The sequence below is a fragment of the Pseudomonas sp. V88_4 genome (genome assembly GCF_029967985.1).
GTDB classification, from domain to species: domain Bacteria; phylum Pseudomonadota; class Gammaproteobacteria; order Pseudomonadales; family Pseudomonadaceae; genus Aquipseudomonas; species Aquipseudomonas glycinae.
Map to the genome: position 1 here is coordinate 343529 of NZ_JASCAF010000001.1, position 19602 is coordinate 363130.

Genomic DNA, 19602 nt, shown 5'->3' on the forward strand with positions numbered 1-19602 from the left:
GAAGGCAAGACAAGGCAAAAACAGGCGAGGACGCGGAGTTTACGGGTTTGTAAATGAGCAGTCCGAGCCTGTTTTTAACGCAGGATTGCTTGCGTAACGCCGAAGGCGCCCAGCACGAAGTAGCTTTCACGTTGTTTGGAAACTGGTCGGGAGGAGATTCCTGCGTCATCATGGGCAAATTTTGCACGGCAGCCCAAAGGAAGCCCCATGAATCTGCCTCCCCGTCAGCAGCAAATCCTCGAACTGGTCCGCGAACGCGGCTATGTGAGCATCGAGGAAATGGCCACGCTGTTCGTTGTTACCCCGCAAACCATCCGCCGCGATATCAATCAGCTGGCGGAAGCCAATCTGCTGCGTCGCTACCACGGCGGCGCCGCCTATGATTCCAGCGTCGAAAACACTGCCTACGCGATGCGCGCCGATCAGATGCGCGATGAAAAGCAACGCATCGGCGAAGCCATCGCCGCGCAGATTCCCGATCACGCCTCGCTGTTCATCAACATCGGCACAACGACCGAATCGATTGCCCGCGCCCTGCTCAATCACAGCCACCTGAAGATCATCACCAACAACCTGCACGTCGCTTCGATGCTCAGCGCCAAGGATGATTTCGATGTGCTGCTGACCGGCGGCAACGTGCGTCGCGACGGCGGCGTGGTGGGTCAGGCGAGTGTGGACTTCATCAATCAGTTCAAGGTCGACTTTGCGCTGGTGGGTATCAGCGGCATCGACGAAGACGGCAGCCTGCTCGACTTCGATTACCAGGAAGTGCGGGTGTCCCAGGCAATCATCGCCAATGCCCGGCAGGTGATCCTGGCGGCGGACTCCAGCAAGTTCGGTCGTAACGCGATGATCCGCCTCGGCCCGATCAGCCTGATCGATTGCCTGGTCACCGATCAGCAACCAGTGCCGGCCCTGGCGCAACTGCTGAGCCAGCACAAGATTCGCCTGGAAGTCGTTTAACCCTCCCTCGCACAAGGCGCCTGCACCGGCGCCTTATGCGCATCTGATGTTCGAATATTTTCTTTTAGCCGCCCTTCGATGAGTTTTTTCAATCGAAGTCGACTGGCTGCGCGCGTCTTTATGGGCTACCATTTTCGCAAATGAACATTCATGTTCGATTTCCAAGACAGAAAATCAAAAGAGCCCGAGGCCAGCCGATGTCCACCTCTACCTTGCGTACCCCCCCTATCTCCGAGATCTACGATATCGCCGTCATCGGCGGCGGGATCAATGGTGTGGGGATCGCAGCGGATGCCGCCGGTCGCGGTCTTTCGGTGTTCCTTTGCGAAAAGGACGACCTGGCCAGCCACACCTCGTCAGCCAGCAGCAAGTTGATCCACGGTGGTCTGCGCTATCTCGAACATTACGAATTCCGTCTGGTGCGTGAAGCCCTGGCCGAGCGCGAAGTGCTGCTGGCCAAGGCGCCGCACATCGTCAAGCCAATGCGTTTCGTGCTGCCGCACCGCCCGCACCTGCGTCCGGCGTGGATGATCCGCGCGGGCCTTTTCCTGTATGACCACCTCGGCAAGCGCGAAAAACTGGCGGGTTCGAAAAGCCTGAAGTTCGGCGCCGACAGCGCGCTGAAAAGCGAAATCAGCAAAGGCTTTGAATACTCCGATTGCTGGGTCGACGACGCCCGCCTCGTGGTGCTGAACGCCATGGCCGCCCGTGAAAAAGGCGCGCACATTCACACCCAGACCCGCTGCGTCAGCGCCCGCCGCGCCAAGGGCCTGTGGCACCTGAACCTGGAACGCGCCGACGGCAGCCTGTTTTCGATCACCGCCAAAGCGCTGGTGAACGCCGCCGGCCCGTGGGTCGCCAAGTTCATCCGTGACGACCTGAAGATGGAATCGCCGTACGGCATCCGTCTGATCCAGGGCAGCCACATCATCGTGCCGAAGCTGTACGAAGGCGATCACGCGCACATCCTGCAAAACGAAGATCAGCGCATCGTTTTCACCATTCCGTACCTGAACAACCTGACCCTGATCGGCACCACCGACCGCGAGTACACCGGCGACCCGGCCAAAGTGGCGATCACCGACGGCGAGACCGATTACCTGCTCAAAGTGGTCAACGCCCACTTCAAGAAGCAGATCAGCCGTGGCGACATCCTGCACACCTACTCGGGCGTCCGCCCGCTGTGTAACGACGAGTCCGACAATCCTTCGGCCGTGACCCGCGACTACACCCTGGCGTTGTCCGGCAGCACCGAAGAAGCGCCGCTGCTGTCGGTGTTCGGTGGCAAGCTGACTACCTACCGCAAGCTCGCGGAATCGGCGATGGCGCAACTGATGCCGTTCTTCACCCAGATGCGCCCGAGCTGGACGGCCACCGCCACCCTGCCCGGCGGCGAGGACATGACCACGCCACAGGCCCTGAGCGCGCAGATCCGCGACAAGTTCGACTGGGTACCGACTGAAATCGCCCGCCGCTGGGCCACCACTTACGGCAGCCGCACCTGGCGCATGCTGGAAGGCGTCGACACATTGGCCGACATGGGCGAACACATTGGTGGCGGGCTCTACACCCGTGAGGTCGATTACCTGTGCACCGAAGAGTGGGCCACCACGGCACACGACATTCTGTGGCGTCGCAGCAAACTGGGCCTGTTCACCACCCCGGCCGAACAGGAAAAACTGGCGACCTACCTGAACAAGGTCGAGCAGAACCGCAAGATCGAAGCGGCCTGATCTTCAAGCCGCGTTGACGAAAGCCCCTGAATCTCGCGATTCAGGGGCTTTTTGCGTTACTGCGCCAGGTGCAGCAGGAGGAAATCGATAAACGCCCGCGACTTGTGCGGCAGATGCGCGGTATTGGGGAATACGACGTTGATCGACTGAGACGGCAACGTATAGGCCGGCAACAGGCGAACCAGGCGTCCGCTGGCGATATCGTCCTCGACCACCCAGCCCGGCAACACCGAGACACCGAGCGACGACAAGGTCATCGAGCGAATCGCCGTGGAGGAATTGGATTCGAAATGGCTGGTGCCACTGACCTCCACCGTACTCCCCCGATCATCGCGCAGTACCCATTGCGTGGGTGCCTGCAAATTGTTGTTGGCAATCCATGGCACACCGTTCAGGTCTTGCGGGTGCGCCACCGGGTGGCGCTCGACAAACGCCGGAGTCGCCACCAGTACGATTTGATAATCCGCCAGCTTGCGACTCTTGAAAGCCGAATCCGCCAGATTGCCCAGACGCACCACCAGATCCAGCTTTTCCGCCACCAGATCATTCAGTGACGAGTTGAAGTTGTAGCACAGGCGAATTTCCGGATAACGCTCGCTGAACAATGGAATCAACGGAAGTATGAACTTCTCGCCGTATTCACTGGTTGAACTAATTCGTAACTTTCCAGAAACCCGATTATTACCCTTCAGCACATTGTCAAAGGCATTATCGATGTCCGCGATAATCCCCTTGAACTCTTCATAAAAGTCCTGGCCAATTTCCGTCAGCGATATATTCCGGGTATTGCGGATCAGCAACGTTGCCGAAAGAACTTCCTCCAGCGCCTTGACATGCAGGCTGGCCATGGCTTTGCTGATACTCAGGTAGTTCGCGGCCTTGGTGTAAGAGCCGAAGTCGACCACGGCGAGAAATGTCTGAACCCGATTCAGATGAGAATGCATGGCGGTAGCGTTCACTGTTTAATCCTTTCAAACATTGTTTCAAGGATAGTCGTATCGACACTCCAAGTCCATCGCCCCTATGCTTTGCGACAAAGAGGAAACAACAATGAACTATCGCTACAAGATCGCGCTGATCTTTCTGATCGGCTTTTTTATTGACTGCATAAACATATTCATGTCTGCCGTGGCATTACCGAGCATATCGGCAACATTGCAAGTAAGCAGTTCTTCGGTGGCCTGGGTGGCGAATGCCTACATCCTTGGCCTGACCCTGATCATTCCGGTCAGCACCTGGCTCGCCGGGCGCTTCGGCAGCCGCGAGATTCTCACCGCTTCGATGCTGGTGTTTACCGGCTCCGTATGGATGTGCGGCCTGGCCGACAGCTTCCATGAACTGGTGATCTGGCGCTTCGTCCAGGGCATCGGTGGCGGGTTGTTGATTCCCGTGGGTCAGGCTTTGACCTTCAATCTGTTCCAAGGCGAGCAACGGGCGAAAATCTCCACCCTGGTGATGGCCGTGGCCCTGATCGCCCCGGCCATTTCGCCGACCGTCGGCGGCATCATCGTCGACAGCAGTTCGTGGCGCTGGGTGTTCTACAGCAACATTCCGTTTTCGCTGATCGCTGCCGGATTATCCTGGTTCTGGATTCGCGAGAGCCGACCTGCCAGCCTGGCACGTCCGGATATCCTCGGCCTGCTGCTGGTCAGTGCCGCGCTGGGCAGCCTGCTGATGGGCATGTCGCTATACGGCGGCGACTATCCTGCCATCGAGGCCATTGCCTGTGTCGCGGCGGGCCTGATGTTCGTGGCGCTGTACCTGCTGCATTACCGTCGCAAGAGCGACGCGATCATTGACCTGAGCCTGCTCAAGAGCAAAAAGCTCAGCACCTCGATCTTCATCTATTACGCGATTCCCGGCGTGTTCACCGGGGTCAACCTGATGAGCATCTTCTTTCTGCAGAACACCCTGCACTTCAGCGCCCGCCTGACCGGCATGTTCATGATCCTCTACGCCATCGGTGCCTTCATCGCGATGCTCACCTGCGGCCGGCTCTACAACAAGGTCGGCGCCCGACGCCTGTTCACCCTCGGCATGCTGATCCACAGCGCCGGCATCGCCACCCTGATGCTGGTGGATGCGCCGACCGATATCGGGGTGATCGTCATCGCCTACAGCCTGATGGGCATCGGCGGCGGGATCGGCGCCAACACCGCGCAAACCACCTCGCTGATGGACTTCAAGGGCAGCGAAACCCACAAGGCCAGTGTGATCTGGAACATCAACCGGCAGATGTCGTTCAGCGTCGGCGCGGCCTTGTTCCTGATGATCTACAACCTGCTGCTCAAACAGTTCGACTCAACCCCGGCCTATCACGCCACGTTCGCGATTGCTGCGCTGGTCGGGCTGTTCCCACTGCTTCAAATGAGCCAACTGAACCCTCCAAAGGAATGCCATGAACAACAACCCGGTTGAACTAGCCCGCCACAGCATCCACCACGTACATGAACTGATTCATCGTGTCTTCACCAATGCCGACGACGCCGGCGAGGCCGCCATCGCGCCACTGATGGATGTCTTCAGCGAAGACTTCAGCATGGTCACCACCTCGGCCGCCGTGGTCGGGCGGGCCCAGGTCGAGCAGCTGTTCAAAGGTGCGGTCGGTGCCCGTCCAGGCCTGGAGATCGACATCAGCGAGCTGCACACAATCTGGCACGAAGGCCCGACTGTCGCTCTTCGCTACAAAGAAACCCATCGCCAGAACCAGTACGAGACGTCGCGCATCTCCGTGGCGATCCTGCGCGTGCACCAGCACAGCACCCGCTGGCTGTACCTGCACGAAACACCGCTGGCCCAGGAAAACCCGGCATGAATTACACCGTTACCCATTGCCGGATGCTGTCGGCATCGATCAAGGAAATCACCGTCACCGGCGCTCCCGTCGCCACGCTATCGACCCATGCCGGTGGGCACTTCAAATGGCTGATAGCGCCCTCGGGTGAATGGCGTCATTACTCCACCGTGGAGCTGGGCGACAGCGCCGAAGGTCATTTCACCTTCGCCATTCGCCTTAGCGACGATTCCCTCAGCAGCCAGTACCTGCGCTCGCTGGTGGCCGGCGACCAGGTGCAGCTCGAGGGCCCGTTCAACACTTTCAACTACCCGCTCGACACTCGGACCGGTCGCGACATCGCGATTGCCGGCGGCATCGGCATCACTCCGCTGACCGGCATCCTGCGGCATCTGACAGCCCTGGATCGTTCGGCGCACCTGCATTACTTCGCCCGCAGCGTCGACGATGCGGCCTACGCCGAAGATCTGCGTTCACTGCTGCAAGACCGCATGAACCTGCACCTGTCCGGCGAGCGCCCGGCGATTCACCAGGTACTCGCTGACCTGTGCGCCGAAGACCGGCTCTACGTCTGCGGCCCGGCGGCGATGCTCAACGACATCCTGAGCCACGCCGAATCCGCAGGGCTGCCCCGCGATCGCATTCATCTGGAGGTGTTCAACATCGCCCCGGATGAAGGCGCCCGGGGTTTCACGGTCGAGGCGGCGGATTCCGCTGTGAGCATTGAGGTCGGTCCCGACCAGACCTTGCTCGAAGCCCTGGAGGCCGCGGGCCTGGACCCGATCTCTGACTGCCGTCGCGGCGAGTGCGGCGTCTGTGCGCTGGACGTGCTGGAAGGCGACGTCGAGCACCGGGATTTCATCATGAGCGAACAAGAAGCGGCCTGCAGCGCACGGATCTATCCCTGCGTTTCCCGGGCGAAAAGCCCACGCCTGAAGCTGGCGATCTGAAGAGGACACCCCGTTGAACAACTATTTCAATGGCAGAGAAGTGCACAAGTCTCTGTTCCTTGATCAACAACTGTTCGAACAGGAGCAGCAACGCGTCTTTGCCGCAAGCTGGTGCTACCTGGGCCACGACAGCCTGATCCCAGAAACCGGCGATTACTTCACCGCCACCCTCGCCGCCCAGCCGCTGGCCATGGTGCGTCAGAAGAACGGTGACATCGTGGTGCTGCACAACCGTTGCCCGCACAAAGGTGTGAAAGTGCTGGCGCAAGCGCGTGGCAACGTGGGCCGCTTCATGCGTTGCCCCTATCACGCCTGGACGTTCAAGACCGACGGCGAGCTGTTGAGCATCCCGGTGAAAAAGGAATACGACGACTGCGATCTGAGCAGTTGCTCGGCCCACAAGGGCATGCAGCCAGTCGCGGCGGTACGCAACTATCGCGGCTTCGTGTTCGTGCGCCTGAGTGAAACCGGCATGGGTTTCGACGAGTTCTTCGGCGACTCGCTGTCAACGCTGGACAACATGGTCATGCGCTCCCCGCAAGGCAAGCTGCGCGTGGTCGGTGAGCCGCTGCTGCACAAGCATCGCTGCAACTGGAAGATGGTCGTCGACAACCAGACCGATACCTGCCACCCGATGATCGCCCACGAGTCCTCGGCCGGCGAAGCCATTCGCCTGTGGAAGGAAACCGGTGACCAGAGCCAGCCTCCGCCGATGGCCGTGGAACTGTTCTCGCCATTCATGGCTTCGTACGAATTCTTCGCCGGCATGGGTATCCGCGTCTGGCCCAACGGCCACGGACACACCGGGGTCAGCAACTCGATCCACAAAGCCTACACGGGCATTCCCGGCTACTGGGAGCTGATGGTGGAAAGCTACGGCGAAGACCAGGCCCGAGCCATCCTCGACGATACCCGGCATAACACCGTGTATTTCCCCAACCTGATGGTCAAGGGCCCGATCCAGACCCTGCGGGTGATCCGCCCGGTCAGCGCAACGGAAACCATCGTCGAGTCGTGGATCTTCGAACTGCAAGGCGCCCCGGTGCAGCTGCTGGAGCGCACGGTGCAGTACAACAACCTGATCAATTCGCCATGCTCGATGGTCGCCCATGACGACGTGGAGATGTACGAGCGCGCCATGGAAGGCCTGCACAGCGACGCCAACGAATGGGTCAACGTTGCCCGACTGTTCGAACCGGGCGAGACCTACGATCAGACCCGCGTAGTGTCTGGCACCAGTGAACTGGCGATGCGCAACTTCTACGACAACTGGCAAAACCTGATGCGGGACGACCATGCACCACGATCAAACTGAACGGGCCATCGAGCGTTTGCTCGAGACCGAAATGCACCTGCTCGATCAACAGGACTTCGACGCCTGGCAGCAATTGCTGAGCGATGACTACACCTACTGGATTCCGATGACCCGCGAACAGCGCAGCCCGCTGCACGAATCCTCGCTGGTGTATGAAGACCGCTTCCTGACCACCCTGCGTATCAACCGCCTGGCCAATGCCCGCAACTTTTCCCAACAGCCGAAAAGCCGTTGCCTGCACATTGCCCAGCGCCCCCGAATCACGATTGAAGAGCCGTCGTACAGCGCCATCGCCAGCAGCAATCTGCTGTATTGCGAAGCCCGCGGCGAGCGCGAATGGCATTACCCCGCCACCGTCGAACATCGCCTGATCAACCTCGGCGGCGAGTGGAAAATCCAGGGCAAGAAGATCCTGTTGCTCAACCCCGACCGCGCCCTCGAAAGCCTGCAGCTCATCATCTGACCGACCGAGAATTACCCCTGTGAACTCCATGAACAATCCTGTCAGCCAGGATACCGCGTGCCTGTCTTTCCCTTATGTCGACCTGCTTTACGATTACGGTCAGTTCCTGCGCAATGCCGACCAAGGCATCGGATGCCTGTCGGCACTCACGGCGGAAAAACACATCGGCATCGTCGGCGCCGGCCTGACCGGGCTGGTGGCGGCCTATGAACTGCTGCGCGCCGGTGCCCGTCGCGTGACCCTGTTCGAAGCCGAAGAAAGCCACATCGGCGGTCGCCTGTTGACTCAATGCTTCGATGAAGAACAGCCGCAGTTCATCGCGGAAATGGGCGCCATGCGCTTTCCACCGAGCGAGGTCGGGCTGTTCCATTACCTGAACAAGTTCGGCATTCAGACCACCGAAGCCTTTCCCGATCCGGGGGTGGTCGATACTGAGCTGCACTACCGTGGCGAGGCCCATCACTGGGCCGCGATGCAACCGCCGCCGGCGCTGTTCAGCACCGTGCATCAGGGCTGGAATGCCTTTCTGCGCGAAGGCGCGGTACTGGACGACGGCACCCGCCTTGCCCCGCCGCTGCTGCTGACCGAAATGCTCAAGCAGCACAATTACTGCGAAGTGCAGCCGGAATGGCAACGCTATCTGGACTGCTTCGGTGACAGCTCTTTCTATTCGGCAATGGTGCGTATCTTCACCAGCAAGAACCCGCCGGGCGGCAAGGTCTGGCGCAAACCGGAAGACTTCCACCTGTTCGGCTCGCTGGGCATCGGTTCCGGTGGTTTCCAGTCGGTCTATCGCGCCTCGTTCACCGAGATTCTGCGGCTGGTGGTCAACGCGCTGGAAGTCAATCAGCGACTGGTGCCGAACGGCATCTCCTCGCTGGCAGAGCTGATCGCCGACACCCGGTTCAATGGCATGCAACTGCGCGACATGATCTGCCGTACCCGCATCGAATCGATCAACAGGGGGGCCGACGGGCAAATCCTGCTGGCCGGCAGCAACGGTGAAACCTACGCCTGCGACCGGGTGATCACCACCACCACGACCCGCGCCTTGCAGGTCAATCTCAAGCTCACCCAGAACCAGGCGTTCGTCAATCGCGACGTGGCCCGGGCCATCAACGAAACCCACATGGTCGGGTCCTCCAAGCTGTTCATCCTGACCAGGGACAAGTTCTGGCTCAAACACGGCCTGGCGCAGAACATCCAGACCGACACCCTCGTCAAGGGCGTGTACTGCCTGGATTACGCGCCACAGGACCCGGATTCATGGGGCGTGGTGCTGATCAGTTACACCTGGGAAGACGACTCGCACAAGATGGTCTCCATGACCGACAAAGTGCAGCGCTGCCTGCGCCTGGTGGACGAGCTGGCGATGAGCGCGCCGGAATTCGCCCGCCACCTGATCCCGCTCAACGGCGACTACCAGCGCTACGTGCTCGAATACGACTGGCTGACCGACAAGCATGCCCTCGGCGCCTTCAAGCTGAATTTCCCCGGCGACGACATCTATTCCGAACGTCTGTTCTATCAGTTCCGCACTGCTCTCGATCCGCGTCAGGACACCGGTCTTTACCTGGCGGGCTGCGGCGCTTCGTTCACCGGCGGCTGGGCCGAAGGTTCGATCCAGACAGCCCTGAACGCAGCCTGCTCGGTCATCAGCAGCCTGGGTGGCGATCTGATCGACGGCAATCCGCTCGACGGGCTGGTTCCACAGTACCGCTACTGCTGATTGCGTCCCTTTCTTTTCGCCGAGACTCTCCATGTACAGACAGTTTTCCATCGAACAACTCGTCAACGGATTTCGCCGTGGCGAGCTCTGCCTCGACACTTGGCAGCAAGCCCTGCGCGAACGCCATGACCGGGCGCAGCATCTGCACAGTTTCATCACCTTCGACCCCGCGCTGTTCGCCTACACGCCGGACGCGGATCGCCAGGCGCCGCTGTACGGGCTGCCGGTATCCTTCAAGGACAACATCAATGTCAGCGGCATGCCGACCACCGCCGGCACTCCTGGCCTGGCCGATTACCGGCCGCAGCACGATGCCGGTATCGTGGCGCGCTTCAAACAACTGGGCGCGCGGGTAGTGGGCAAGAACAACATGCATGAACTGTCGTTCGGCGTGACGTCGGCCAACCACACCTACGGCGCGGTCATCAACCCGGCCAACGAGCTGCATGGCGCCGGTGGCAGCAGCGGTGGCTGTGCCGCCGCTGTCGCCGCCGGGCTGGTGCCCTGCGCGGTAGGCACTGATACAGGCGGCTCGGTGCGTATACCGGCGGCGTTCTGCGGCGTGGTCGGGATGCGCCCGACGACCGGCGAATACCCGGCCGACGGCATCGTCCCGGTCTCGCAGACCAAGGACACACCAGGCCTGCTGACGCGTACAGTGGAAGACTGCCGGTTCGTCCACGGCCAACTGAGCGGCCGACACCTGCCAGCACTGCCCGAAGATCGCGCTCTGCGCATCGGAATTCCCGAGCGTTTCCTCTGGGCCGATCTGGACAACAACGTCAGCCGCGATTGCCGTGCCGCCATCGATGCGCTCGCCAGCGCCGGCATGGAAATCGTTGCGGTCGACGATACGGTGATCGGCGAGATCAACGAGTGCATCCAGTTCCCGCTGCCGATCTACGAATTCTTCATCGACTTTCCACGGTTTCTGATGAAGGAAGGCCGCGGCGCAGAATTCCTCGACATCCTGGCGCGGATCGGCGATCCCGGAATCAAGAAAATCCTCACTGCACAGCTGCAAAGCCCGGCAATTTCCTATACCGACTATGTGCAGGCCTTGATGGGCAAGGTCCGGCTGGAGCAGGAGTACCGGCAACTGTTCAGCCACCACCAGCTGGATCTGTTGGCCTACCCGACGGTCAGTTGCAGTGCGCCGTTGCTGGCTGATTGCGCGGATGAAAGCCATTTCGAGCGGTTCGTGCGCAACACCGATCCGGCCAGCAACCTGGCAGCGCCGAGCATGACCGTGCCGGTGGCGGCGAAGGGTTCGCTGCCGGTAGGCCTGTCGTTCGATGCATTGCCGGGGCAGGACGGATTTCTGTTGCAGGCAGTGAGTCGGTTGTCCCCCCTGCTGAACATCCGATGAGCACGGCTCGCCCCGGCAAGGGGCGAGCCGGATCGAATCCTTCATGACAAAATCAATGCAGGCCCTGCCATGCGTGCCACGCCACTTGCTTCATCCACTTCCACCGCCGTACTCGAACGCTCGCCCTCGGTCCTCGGCGGCGCCATGATCATCGGCGGAACCATCGTCGGCGCCGGAATGTTTTCCCTGCCGGTGGTCATGTCCGGGCTATGGTTTTACGGTTCAGTCGCCGTGTTGGTGTTTGCCTGGTTCTGTACTTTGCATTCGGGCCTGATGATTCTCGAGGCCAACCTCAACTACCACGAAGGCGCGAGTTTCTCGACCATCACCCGTGATCTGCTGGGGCGCACGTGGAACCGGATCAACGGCCTGAGCATTGTTTTCGTGCTCTACACGCTGACCTACGCTTACATTTCCGCCAGCGGTTCAGTGATCCATCACACCGTCCAGTCCATGGGCATCTCGCTGCCACCGCGCATCGGCGGGCTGGGCTTCACCGTGCTGGTGGCGTTCATCGTCTGGCTCAGCACCTCGGCGGTGAGCCGGATGACCACCGTGGTATTCGGCGCGAAGATCCTTGCATTCTTTCTGACCTTCGGCGGCCTGCTCGGCCATGTACAACCGGCCACGCTGTTCGACCTGAACAGCGGCACTGCCCACTACTGGCCCTACTTGCTGGTGACTCTGCCCTTCTGCCTGACTTCGTTCGGATTTCACGGCAACGTACCGAGCCTGATGAAGCATTTCGGCAAGGACCCGCAGCGAATCCGTGCCTGCCTGCTGGGCGGCACGCTGATCGCTCTGGGCCTGTATCTGATATGGATGCTGTGCAGCATGGGCAACATTGAGCGCGAAGCCTTCAAAGGCATCGCCCAGCGCGGCGGCAACATCGACGTGCTGATCAGCGCTCTGGGCTCACGTCTGGACAGTGCCAATGTCGACCTGTTGCTGACTTTCTTTTCCAACTTCGCCGTGGCCTGCTCGTTTCTCGGCGTGACCCTGGGCCTGTTCGACTATCTGGCTGACGTGCTCGGTTTCGATGATCGGCCCATGGGCCGCCTGCGAACCGCTGCCGCGACCTTCCTGCCACCGATGCTCTGCGGGTTTCTCTGGCCGGAAGGCTTCATTCACGCCATCGGTTTCGCCGGGTTGGCCGCCACGCTCTGGGCCGTCATCACCCCGGCATTGCTGGCCAGGGCCTCGCGCAAACGCTTTGGCAGCCCGCTCTATCGGGTCTGGGGCGGGACGCCAATGATCGGCCTGGTACTGTTTTTCGGAGTGATCTGCGCGGTTTCGCACCTGCTGTTCACCCTCGACCTGCTGCCGGTCTGGCGCTGAATCGCCGCATTCGGTTTTCCGAACGCGACCCGTCGGTCGGTTCGGATTACCGGATCAGAAACGTTGAAAAACACCATCACAAAACTTTAATAACCAACAAAATCAACCAGTTAACTTGTTGCAACTGGTCTGGCACGACTCATGCTCTACACTCCTTCGACGAATGCCTGTTGCGCCAACACAACCGGAGCCGTCAGGCATTCGAAGTACAAAAGGGCCCGCTCAAACGGCTCCATAAAAAAAACAATGTCGAGGAAAATTTGATGCGCATCGTTCCCCATATCCTGGGCGCAGCCATTGCTGCCGCTCTGATCAGCACACCAGTTTTCGCTGCTGAACTCACCGGCACCCTTAAGAAGATCAACGACTCGGGCACCATCACGCTCGGTCACCGTGACAGCTCCATCCCGTTCTCCTACATCGCCGATGCTTCGGGCAAACCCGTGGGCTACTCCCACGACATTCAGGTCGCTATCGTCGAAGCCCTGAAAAAAGACCTGAACAAGCCTGACCTGAACGTCAAGTACAACCTGGTCACCTCGCAAACCCGTATCCCGCTGGTACAGAACGGCACCGTGGACATCGAGTGCGGCTCCACCACCAACAATGCCGAACGCGCCCAGCAAGTCGCCTTCACCACCAACATCTTCGAAATCGGCACCCGCCTGCTGGTCAAGAAAGACAAGGATGGCAACCCGTCCTACAAGGACTTTGCTGACCTGAAAGGTAAAAACGTCGTGACCACCGCCGGCACCACGTCCGAACGCATCATCAAAGCGATGAACGCCGACAAGCAGATGGGCATGAACATCATCTCCGCCAAAGACCACGGCGAATCCTTCAACATGCTGGAAAGCGGCCGCGCCGTTGCCTTCATGATGGACGACGCCCTGCTGGCCGGTGAAGAAGCCAAGGCCAAGAAGCCTGACGACTGGGTCATCACCGGTACGCCACAGTCCTTCGAAGCCTATGCGTGCATGGTTCGCAAGGACGACCCGGCCTTCAAGAAGGCTGTCGATGACGCCATCGTCGGCCTGTACAAGTCTGGCGAGATCAACAAGATCTACGACAAGTGGTTCACCCAACCGATCCCGCCAAAAAACCTCAACCTGAATTTCAAGATGAGCGAGCAGGTCAAGAAACTGATCGAGAACCCGAGCGACAAGCCGGCGCCTGACGTAAAAATCTGATTCCTGACTAACCTTATCGCCTGAGGGAGCCACCCTCCCTCAGGCGTCTGTTACTACCTGCTGGCTTTACTGTGGAACACTCGACCTGGCGGTTTCCGAGCCGATCGCGTGTGCCCGGCGTTCAACGTCGGACGGGAAAGGATCTTCCCCAAGCGGGTGCTTGTACATCGATCGATTTCGAGGGGAGACCCTAATGAATTACAACTGGGACTGGGGCGTGTTCTTCAAGTCCACCGGCGTGGGCAGCGAGACTTATCTCGACTGGTTCATTTCCGGTCTGGGCTGGACCATCGCCATCGCCGTCGTGGCCTGGATCATCGCCCTGCTGCTCGGCTCGCTGCTGGGCATCATGCGCACCGTGCCGAGCCGCCTCGTATCGGGCATCGCGACCTGCTACGTGGAACTGTTTCGCAACGTGCCGCTGCTGGTTCAGCTGTTCATCTGGTACTTCCTGGTGCCCGACCTGCTGCCGCAAAACCTGCAGGACTGGTACAAACAGGATCTGAACCCGACCACTTCGGCCTACCTGAGCGTTGTCGTCTGCCTGGGCCTGTTCACCGCCGCCCGGGTCTGCGAACAGGTTCGCACCGGCATCCAGGCGCTGCCACGGGGCCAGGAATCCGCCGCCCGCGCCATGGGTTTCAAACTGCCGCAGATCTACTGGAACGTGCTGCTGCCCCAGGCCTACCGGATCATCATTCCGCCGCTTACCTCGGAATTCCTGAACGTGTTCAAGAACTCCTCCGTGGCGTCCCTGATCGGTCTGATGGAGCTGCTGGCGCAAACCAAACAGACCGCCGAATTCTCGGCCAACCTGTTTGAAGCCTTCACCCTGGCGACCCTGATCTATTTCACCCTCAACATGAGCCTGATGCTGCTGATGCGCATGGTCGAGAAGAAAGTCGCCGTGCCCGGCCTGATCTCCGTGGGGGGTAAATAATGGAATTCGATTTCAGTGGCATCGTTCCGGCCATTCCCGGCCTGTGGAACGGCATGCTGATGACCCTCAAGCTGATGGCGCTGGGCGTGGTCGGCGGGATCATCCTCGGCACCATTCTTGCGCTGATGCGTCTGTCCCACAGCAAGCTGCTGTCGAGCATCGCCGGCGCGTACGTCAACTATTTCCGTTCGATCCCGCTGCTGCTGGTGATCACCTGGTTCTACCTGGCAGTGCCGTTCGTGCTGCGCTGGATCACCGGCGAAGACACCCCGATCGGCGCGTTCACCTCGTGCATCGTGGCGTTCATGATGTTCGAAGCGGCGTACTTCTGTGAAATCGTCCGGGCCGGCGTGCAGTCGATCCCGAAAGGCCAGATGGGCGCGGCGCAGGCACTGGGCATGACCTACGGCCAGATGATGCGCCTGATCATCCTGCCCCAGGCGTTCCGCAAGATGACCCCGCTGCTGCTGCAGCAGAGCATCATCCTGTTTCAGGACACCTCGCTGGTCTATACCGTGGGCCTGGTGGACTTCCTCAACGCTTCACGCGCCAGTGGCGACATCATTGGCCGTTCGAATGAGTTCCTGATCTTCGCAGGTCTCGTGTACTTCATCATCAGCTTTGCCGCCTCGCAGCTGGTCAAGCGTCTGCAAAAAAGGTTCGCCGTATGATCTCTATCAAGAACATCAACAAGTGGTATGGGGACTTCCAGGTGCTGACCGATTGCAGCACCGAGGTCAAAAAGGGTGAAGTGATCGTGGTCTGCGGTCCGTCCGGTTCGGGCAAGTCGACCCTGATCAAGTGCGTCAACGCACTGGAGCCGTTCCAGAAAGGCGACATCGTGGTCGACGGCACATCGATTGCCGATCCGAAGACCAACCTGCCGAAACTGCGCTCGCGCGTGGGCATGGTGTTCCAGCATTTCGAACTGTTCCCGCACCTGACCATCACCGAAAACCTGACCATTGCGCAGATCAAGGTGCTGGGCCGCAGCAAGGAAGAAGCGACCAAAAAAGGCCTGCAACTGCTCGAGCGCGTCGGCCTGTCGGCTCACGCCCACAAGCACCCCGGCCAATTGTCCGGCGGTCAGCAACAGCGTGTGGCGATCGCCCGTGCGCTGGCGATGGACCCGATCGTCATGCTGTTCGACGAGCCGACTTCGGCGCTGGACCCGGAAATGGTCAACGAAGTGCTCGACGTGATGGTGCAGCTGGCCCACGAAGGCATGACCATGATGTGCGTGACCCACGAAATGGGCTTCGCCCGTAAAGTGGCCGACCGCGTGATCTTCATGGACGCCGGCAAGATCATCGAAGACTGCCCGAAAGAGGAATTCTTCGGCGATATCAAAGCTCGCTCCGAACGCGCGCAGCATTTCCTCGAGAAAATCCTGCAGCACTAAAAGCACTGCGTTTCCTGTGGGAGCGGGCTTGCCCGCGATGGGGCCCTGTCAGTTGTCGATGTTGGCGACTGACAGACCGCTATCGCTGGCAAGCCAGCTCCCACAGGGGCAGTGACAGCTATCAGGTAAGTGTTGTGGTTGACCCAAGGCATCTGTGATGAAATGCGACCCCACCCTCTATCGCGCCACGCCGCCATCACTTGCCGTGAAACCCCGTCTGATCCGCCACCTGTTCCTGCCACCGCTGGTCATTGCCCTGATGATCGGACTGGGTTACATCGGCTTCTGGACCAGTGAACATTTCGGCATCCGCAGCCTCGGCGAAAACGGCCAGCGCCAGCTGGAACTGCACGCTCGCGCGGTCGAAAGCGAGATCAGCAAATACACCTACCTGCCCAGCCTGCTGGAACTCGAGTCGAGCGTTGCGCAGTTGCTGGACGACCCGACCCCGGAACACCGGCAAACGGTCAACGATTACCTTGAAGGCCTGAACCGGCGCAGCCGCAGTCGGGCCATCTACGTCATGGACACCACCGGCCGCGTCATGGCCACCAGCAACTGGCGCGACGTCGACAGCTACCTCGGTGAAGACCTGTCGTTCCGCGCTTACTTCCAGAACGCAGTACGTGGCCAGCCCGGACGTTTTTACGGGATCGGCAGCACCAACGGCGAGCCCGGTTATTACCTGGCCCACGGCCTTGAAGAACACGGCAAGATCATCGGCGTCGCGGTGGTCAAGGTGCGTCTGGAAGCCTTGGAGGAACGCTGGCAGCGGGCGCGCCTTGAAGCGTTCGTCAGTGACGAAAACGGCATCATCATCCTGTCCAGCGATCCGGCCCGGCGCCTGAAATCGGTCATACCGCTGAGCGACGAGACCAAGGAAAAACTCGCCCGCAGCCTGCAGTACTACTGGTTCCCGCTGAACGAGCTGCAACCGCTGGCCCGGGAAACCCTGTCCGAAGGCGTGGAGAAACTCACTTTCCCGGCCAACAGCGAAGTGCCGAGCCAGCAGGATGGCGATGAGGAAAACATCAGCTATCTGGCGCAAACCCGACCGCTGAGCGATACCCCGTGGAATTTCACCCTGCTCACCCCGTTACAGGACCTGCGGCGCGAGGCGATCAATCAGGGGATTCTGGTGGCCGTGGCGTTTGCCCTGGTGGCGTTCCTGCTGATCGCCTGGAACGAGCGGCGCAAGGTCATCGCCACCCGCCTCGCCGCCCGCGAAGCCCTGCAGGAAGCCAACAATCAGCTGGAGCGTCGGATTACCGAACGCACCGCCGACCTGCGCGCCAGCAACGAACGGCTCAAGAGCCAGATCCGCGAACGGCGTCAGGCCGAAGAGACTTTGCGCCGCGCCCAGGACGAACTGGTGCAGGCCGGCAAACTCGCGGCCATCGGCCAGATGTCCACCAGCATCGCCCACGAACTGAACCAGCCGCTGGCGGCGATGCGCACGCTGTCGGGCAACACCATTCGCTTCCTTGAGCGCGGCCAGCTCGATGTCGCCAGCACCAACCTCAAAACCATCAACGACCTGATCGACCGCATGGGCCGGATCACCGCCAGCCTGCGTTCCTTCGCCCGGCGCGGCGACGACAAGGGCCGCGCCAGCCTCGGAAAAGCGGTGGATGCCGCACTGCAAGTGCTCGGCGCCCGCGTCGAAAGTGCATCCCTGCAACTGCATCGCCAGTTCGACGATGTGCAGGTGCAGATCGACCAGACGCGCCTGGAACAGATTCTGGTCAACCTGATCGGCAACGCCCTCGACGCCATGCAGGCGCAACCGCTGCCGGAACTGTGGCTGGAAGGTGAAGAATTCAACGGCAAATATCGCCTGCGAGTGCGCGACAACGGCCACGGCATCGACGCCGAAGCGCGCAAGCACCTGTTCGAACCGTTCTTCACCACCAAACCCGGCGAACAGGGCCTGGGCCTCGGCCTGACCCTGTCGGCCAGCCTCGCCGCCGCCACCGGCGGGCATCTGGGTGTCGAGCACCCGGCCAGCGGTGGTACCACTTTCGTCCTCAGTTTACCGTTGGTAAGCCCTACTCCTGCCGAGCCAATATGAACAACGACCTCAGTGTATTGATCGTCGAAGACGACCCCCATGTCCTGCTCGGCTGCCAGCAGGCGCTGACCCTCGAAGACATCCCCTGCATCGGCGTCGGCAGTGCCGAAGAAGCGCTGGAGCAGGTCGGCGACAACTTCGCCGGAATCGTCATCAGCGACATTCGCCTGCCGGGCATCGACGGCCTGGAACTGCTGACCCGGCTCAAGCAACGCGACCGCAGCCTGCCGGTGGTGCTGATCACCGGCCACGGCGACATCTCCATGGCCGTCGGCGCGATGCAGAAAGGCGCCTACGACTTCATGGAAAAACCGTTCTCCCCCGAGCGTCTGGTCGATGTGGCCCGTCGTGCGCTGGAGCAGCGCAGCCTGAATCGCGAAGTCTCGTCCCTGCGCCGGCAACTGGCCGAACGCGATTCCCTTGAAGGGCGGATCATCGGGCGTTCGCCGGCCATGCAGAACCTGCGCGAACTGATCGCCAACGTCGCCGACACCTCGGCCAACGTATTGATCGAAGGCGAAACCGGCACCGGCAAGGAACTGGTCGCCCGCTGCCTGCACGATTTCAGCCGACGCCACACCAAGCAATTTGTCGCGCTGAACTGCGGCGGTCTGCCGGAAAACCTGTTTGAAAGCGAAATCTTCGGTCACGAGGCCAACGCCTTCACCGGCGCCGGCAAACGGCGGATCGGCAAGATCGAACACGCCGACGGCGGCACGCTGTTCCTCGACGAAGTGGAAAGCATGCCGCTGCCGTTGCAGATCAAACTGCTGCGGGTGTTGCAGGAGCGCACCCTCGAACGCCTCGGCTCGAACCAGAGCGTGGCGGTGGATTGCCGGGTGATCGCAGCCACCAAGTCCGATCTCGACGAATCGAGCAAGGCCGGGGCATTTCGCAGCGACTTGTACTACCGCCTCAACGTGGTGACGCTGGAACTGCCCCCCCTGCGCGAGCGCCGCGAAGACATCCTGCAGTTGTTCGAACACTTCACCCAGCAATCGGCCCTGCGCTTCGACCGGGCGCTGCCGGAGCTGGACAACCAGACGTTGTCGAGCCTGATGAGCCACGACTGGCCGGGCAACGTGCGCGAACTGCGCAACGTCGCCGAGCGTTTTGCCCTCGGCTTGCCGGCGTTCAAGAAAACCGGCGCGGGCAGCGCAGGTCAGGGCCTGGCCTTCGCCGAAGCGGTGGAAGCGTTCGAACGCAACCTGCTCAGCGACGCCCTGCAACGCAGCGGCGGCAACCTGACCCAGGCCAGCCTCGAACTGGGCATGGCCAAGACCACGCTGTTCGACAAAGTGAAAAAATACGGCCTGAGCCATTAAGCGAGCACGATGTGGATCTG

The 19602-nt window shown here is 60.7% G+C and carries 17 protein-coding genes; 16 read left to right on the forward strand and 1 reads right to left on the reverse strand.

Features of this window, described 5'->3' with window-relative positions; all coding sequences use genetic code 11:
* Positions 1-207 precede the first annotated feature (207 nt).
* Together QLG12_RS01565 and glpD are read left to right on the forward strand one after the other, a co-directional pair.
* Positions 208-963: a DeoR/GlpR family transcriptional regulator gene (locus QLG12_RS01565; RefSeq protein WP_007953179.1), complete on the forward strand. Its 756-nt coding sequence runs from the start codon at positions 208-210 to the stop codon at positions 961-963.
* A gap of 197 nt (positions 964-1160) precedes the next feature.
* On the forward strand, positions 1161-2696 hold the full coding sequence (glpD, locus tag QLG12_RS01570; RefSeq protein WP_197868514.1) for a glycerol-3-phosphate dehydrogenase: 1536 nt from the start codon (positions 1161-1163) through the stop codon (positions 2694-2696).
* A 56-nt stretch (positions 2697-2752) separates the two neighbouring features.
* On the opposite strand, the gene QLG12_RS01575 is transcribed toward glpD, so the two are convergent.
* Complete coding sequence (locus QLG12_RS01575) at positions 2753-3640, reverse strand: LysR family transcriptional regulator (protein WP_197868577.1); 888 nt, start codon at positions 3638-3640, stop codon at positions 2753-2755.
* A gap of 106 nt (positions 3641-3746) precedes the next feature.
* On the opposite strand from QLG12_RS01575, the gene QLG12_RS01580 reads away from it, so the two are divergent.
* The 14 genes from QLG12_RS01580 (at position 3747) to QLG12_RS01645 (ending at position 19582) form a co-directional block, all read left to right on the forward strand.
* Positions 3747-5114 (forward strand): MFS transporter, encoded by a 1368-nt coding sequence (locus QLG12_RS01580; protein WP_197868513.1) that lies wholly within the window; start codon positions 3747-3749, stop codon positions 5112-5114.
* Positions 5095-5511, forward strand: a complete 417-nt coding sequence (locus tag QLG12_RS01585; RefSeq protein ID WP_236193547.1) for a DUF4440 domain-containing protein — start codon at positions 5095-5097, stop codon at positions 5509-5511. The genes QLG12_RS01580 and QLG12_RS01585 overlap by 20 nt, the downstream gene beginning before the upstream one ends.
* Positions 5508-6440, forward strand: coding sequence for a PDR/VanB family oxidoreductase (locus QLG12_RS01590; protein ID WP_282473764.1), 933 nt, complete (start codon positions 5508-5510; stop codon positions 6438-6440). The genes QLG12_RS01585 and QLG12_RS01590 overlap by 4 nt, the downstream gene beginning before the upstream one ends.
* 13 nt (positions 6441-6453) lie before the next feature.
* The gene (locus tag QLG12_RS01595; RefSeq protein WP_282473765.1) at positions 6454-7755 is read left to right on the forward strand and encodes a Rieske 2Fe-2S domain-containing protein; all 1302 of its coding nucleotides are present in this window, start codon (positions 6454-6456) and stop codon (positions 7753-7755) included.
* Positions 7736-8218: an aromatic-ring-hydroxylating dioxygenase subunit beta gene (locus QLG12_RS01600; RefSeq protein ID WP_236193543.1), complete on the forward strand. Its 483-nt coding sequence runs from the start codon at positions 7736-7738 to the stop codon at positions 8216-8218. Before QLG12_RS01595 ends, QLG12_RS01600 begins: the two co-directional genes overlap by 20 nt.
* Before the next feature lie 28 nt (positions 8219-8246).
* The gene (locus tag QLG12_RS01605; protein ID WP_282473766.1) at positions 8247-9947 is read left to right on the forward strand and encodes an NAD(P)/FAD-dependent oxidoreductase; all 1701 of its coding nucleotides are present in this window, start codon (positions 8247-8249) and stop codon (positions 9945-9947) included.
* Between the two features lie 31 nt (positions 9948-9978).
* Positions 9979-11316, forward strand: coding sequence for an amidase family protein (locus QLG12_RS01610; protein WP_236193539.1), 1338 nt, complete (start codon positions 9979-9981; stop codon positions 11314-11316).
* Between the two features lie 69 nt (positions 11317-11385).
* Positions 11386-12654, forward strand: a complete 1269-nt coding sequence (gene mtr / locus QLG12_RS01615) for a tryptophan permease (protein ID WP_282473767.1) — start codon at positions 11386-11388, stop codon at positions 12652-12654.
* A 263-nt stretch (positions 12655-12917) separates the two neighbouring features.
* Complete coding sequence (locus tag QLG12_RS01620) at positions 12918-13844, forward strand: glutamate/aspartate ABC transporter substrate-binding protein (RefSeq protein WP_197868505.1); 927 nt, start codon at positions 12918-12920, stop codon at positions 13842-13844.
* Positions 13845-14037: 193 nt separating this feature from the next.
* On the forward strand, positions 14038-14784 hold the full coding sequence (locus QLG12_RS01625; protein WP_064383850.1) for an amino acid ABC transporter permease: 747 nt from the start codon (positions 14038-14040) through the stop codon (positions 14782-14784).
* Positions 14784-15455, forward strand: coding sequence for an ABC transporter permease subunit (locus QLG12_RS01630; RefSeq protein ID WP_197868504.1), 672 nt, complete (start codon positions 14784-14786; stop codon positions 15453-15455). Before QLG12_RS01625 ends, QLG12_RS01630 begins: the two co-directional genes overlap by 1 nt.
* On the forward strand, positions 15452-16186 hold the full coding sequence (locus QLG12_RS01635) for an amino acid ABC transporter ATP-binding protein (protein ID WP_169842336.1): 735 nt from the start codon (positions 15452-15454) through the stop codon (positions 16184-16186). Before QLG12_RS01630 ends, QLG12_RS01635 begins: the two co-directional genes overlap by 4 nt.
* Before the next feature lie 157 nt (positions 16187-16343).
* Entirely contained in the window at positions 16344-18257 is a 1914-nt protein-coding gene (locus QLG12_RS01640; protein ID WP_197868503.1) for a sensor histidine kinase, read from the forward strand.
* On the forward strand, positions 18254-19582 hold the full coding sequence (locus tag QLG12_RS01645) for a sigma-54 dependent transcriptional regulator (RefSeq protein ID WP_064383854.1): 1329 nt from the start codon (positions 18254-18256) through the stop codon (positions 19580-19582). Before QLG12_RS01640 ends, QLG12_RS01645 begins: the two co-directional genes overlap by 4 nt.
* Positions 19583-19602: the final 20 nt, after the last annotated feature.

Bases quoted from the DNA above. Each gene is read 5' to 3' on its own strand.
- QLG12_RS01565 (WP_007953179.1), top strand. From the start codon at position 208: ATGAATCTGCCTCCCCGTCAGCAGCAAATCCTCGAACTGGTCCGCGAA.
- glpD (WP_197868514.1), top strand. From the start codon at position 1,161: ATGTCCACCTCTACCTTGCGTACCCCCCCTATCTCCGAGATCTACGAT.
- QLG12_RS01575 (WP_197868577.1), bottom strand. From the start codon at position 3,640: ATGCATTCTCATCTGAATCGGGTTCAGACATTTCTCGCCGTGGTCGAC.
- QLG12_RS01580 (WP_197868513.1), top strand. From the start codon at position 3,747: ATGAACTATCGCTACAAGATCGCGCTGATCTTTCTGATCGGCTTTTTT.
- QLG12_RS01585 (WP_236193547.1), top strand. From the start codon at position 5,095: ATGAACAACAACCCGGTTGAACTAGCCCGCCACAGCATCCACCACGTA.
- QLG12_RS01590 (WP_282473764.1), top strand. From the start codon at position 5,508: ATGAATTACACCGTTACCCATTGCCGGATGCTGTCGGCATCGATCAAG.
- QLG12_RS01600 (WP_236193543.1), top strand. From the start codon at position 7,736: ATGCACCACGATCAAACTGAACGGGCCATCGAGCGTTTGCTCGAGACC.
- QLG12_RS01605 (WP_282473766.1), top strand. From the start codon at position 8,247: ATGAACAATCCTGTCAGCCAGGATACCGCGTGCCTGTCTTTCCCTTAT.
- QLG12_RS01610 (WP_236193539.1), top strand. From the start codon at position 9,979: ATGTACAGACAGTTTTCCATCGAACAACTCGTCAACGGATTTCGCCGT.
- mtr (WP_282473767.1), top strand. From the start codon at position 11,386: ATGCGTGCCACGCCACTTGCTTCATCCACTTCCACCGCCGTACTCGAA.
- QLG12_RS01620 (WP_197868505.1), top strand. From the start codon at position 12,918: ATGCGCATCGTTCCCCATATCCTGGGCGCAGCCATTGCTGCCGCTCTG.
- QLG12_RS01625 (WP_064383850.1), top strand. From the start codon at position 14,038: ATGAATTACAACTGGGACTGGGGCGTGTTCTTCAAGTCCACCGGCGTG.
- QLG12_RS01630 (WP_197868504.1), top strand. From the start codon at position 14,784: ATGGAATTCGATTTCAGTGGCATCGTTCCGGCCATTCCCGGCCTGTGG.
- QLG12_RS01635 (WP_169842336.1), top strand. From the start codon at position 15,452: ATGATCTCTATCAAGAACATCAACAAGTGGTATGGGGACTTCCAGGTG.
- QLG12_RS01640 (WP_197868503.1), top strand. From the start codon at position 16,344: ATGAAATGCGACCCCACCCTCTATCGCGCCACGCCGCCATCACTTGCC.
- QLG12_RS01645 (WP_064383854.1), top strand. From the start codon at position 18,254: ATGAACAACGACCTCAGTGTATTGATCGTCGAAGACGACCCCCATGTC.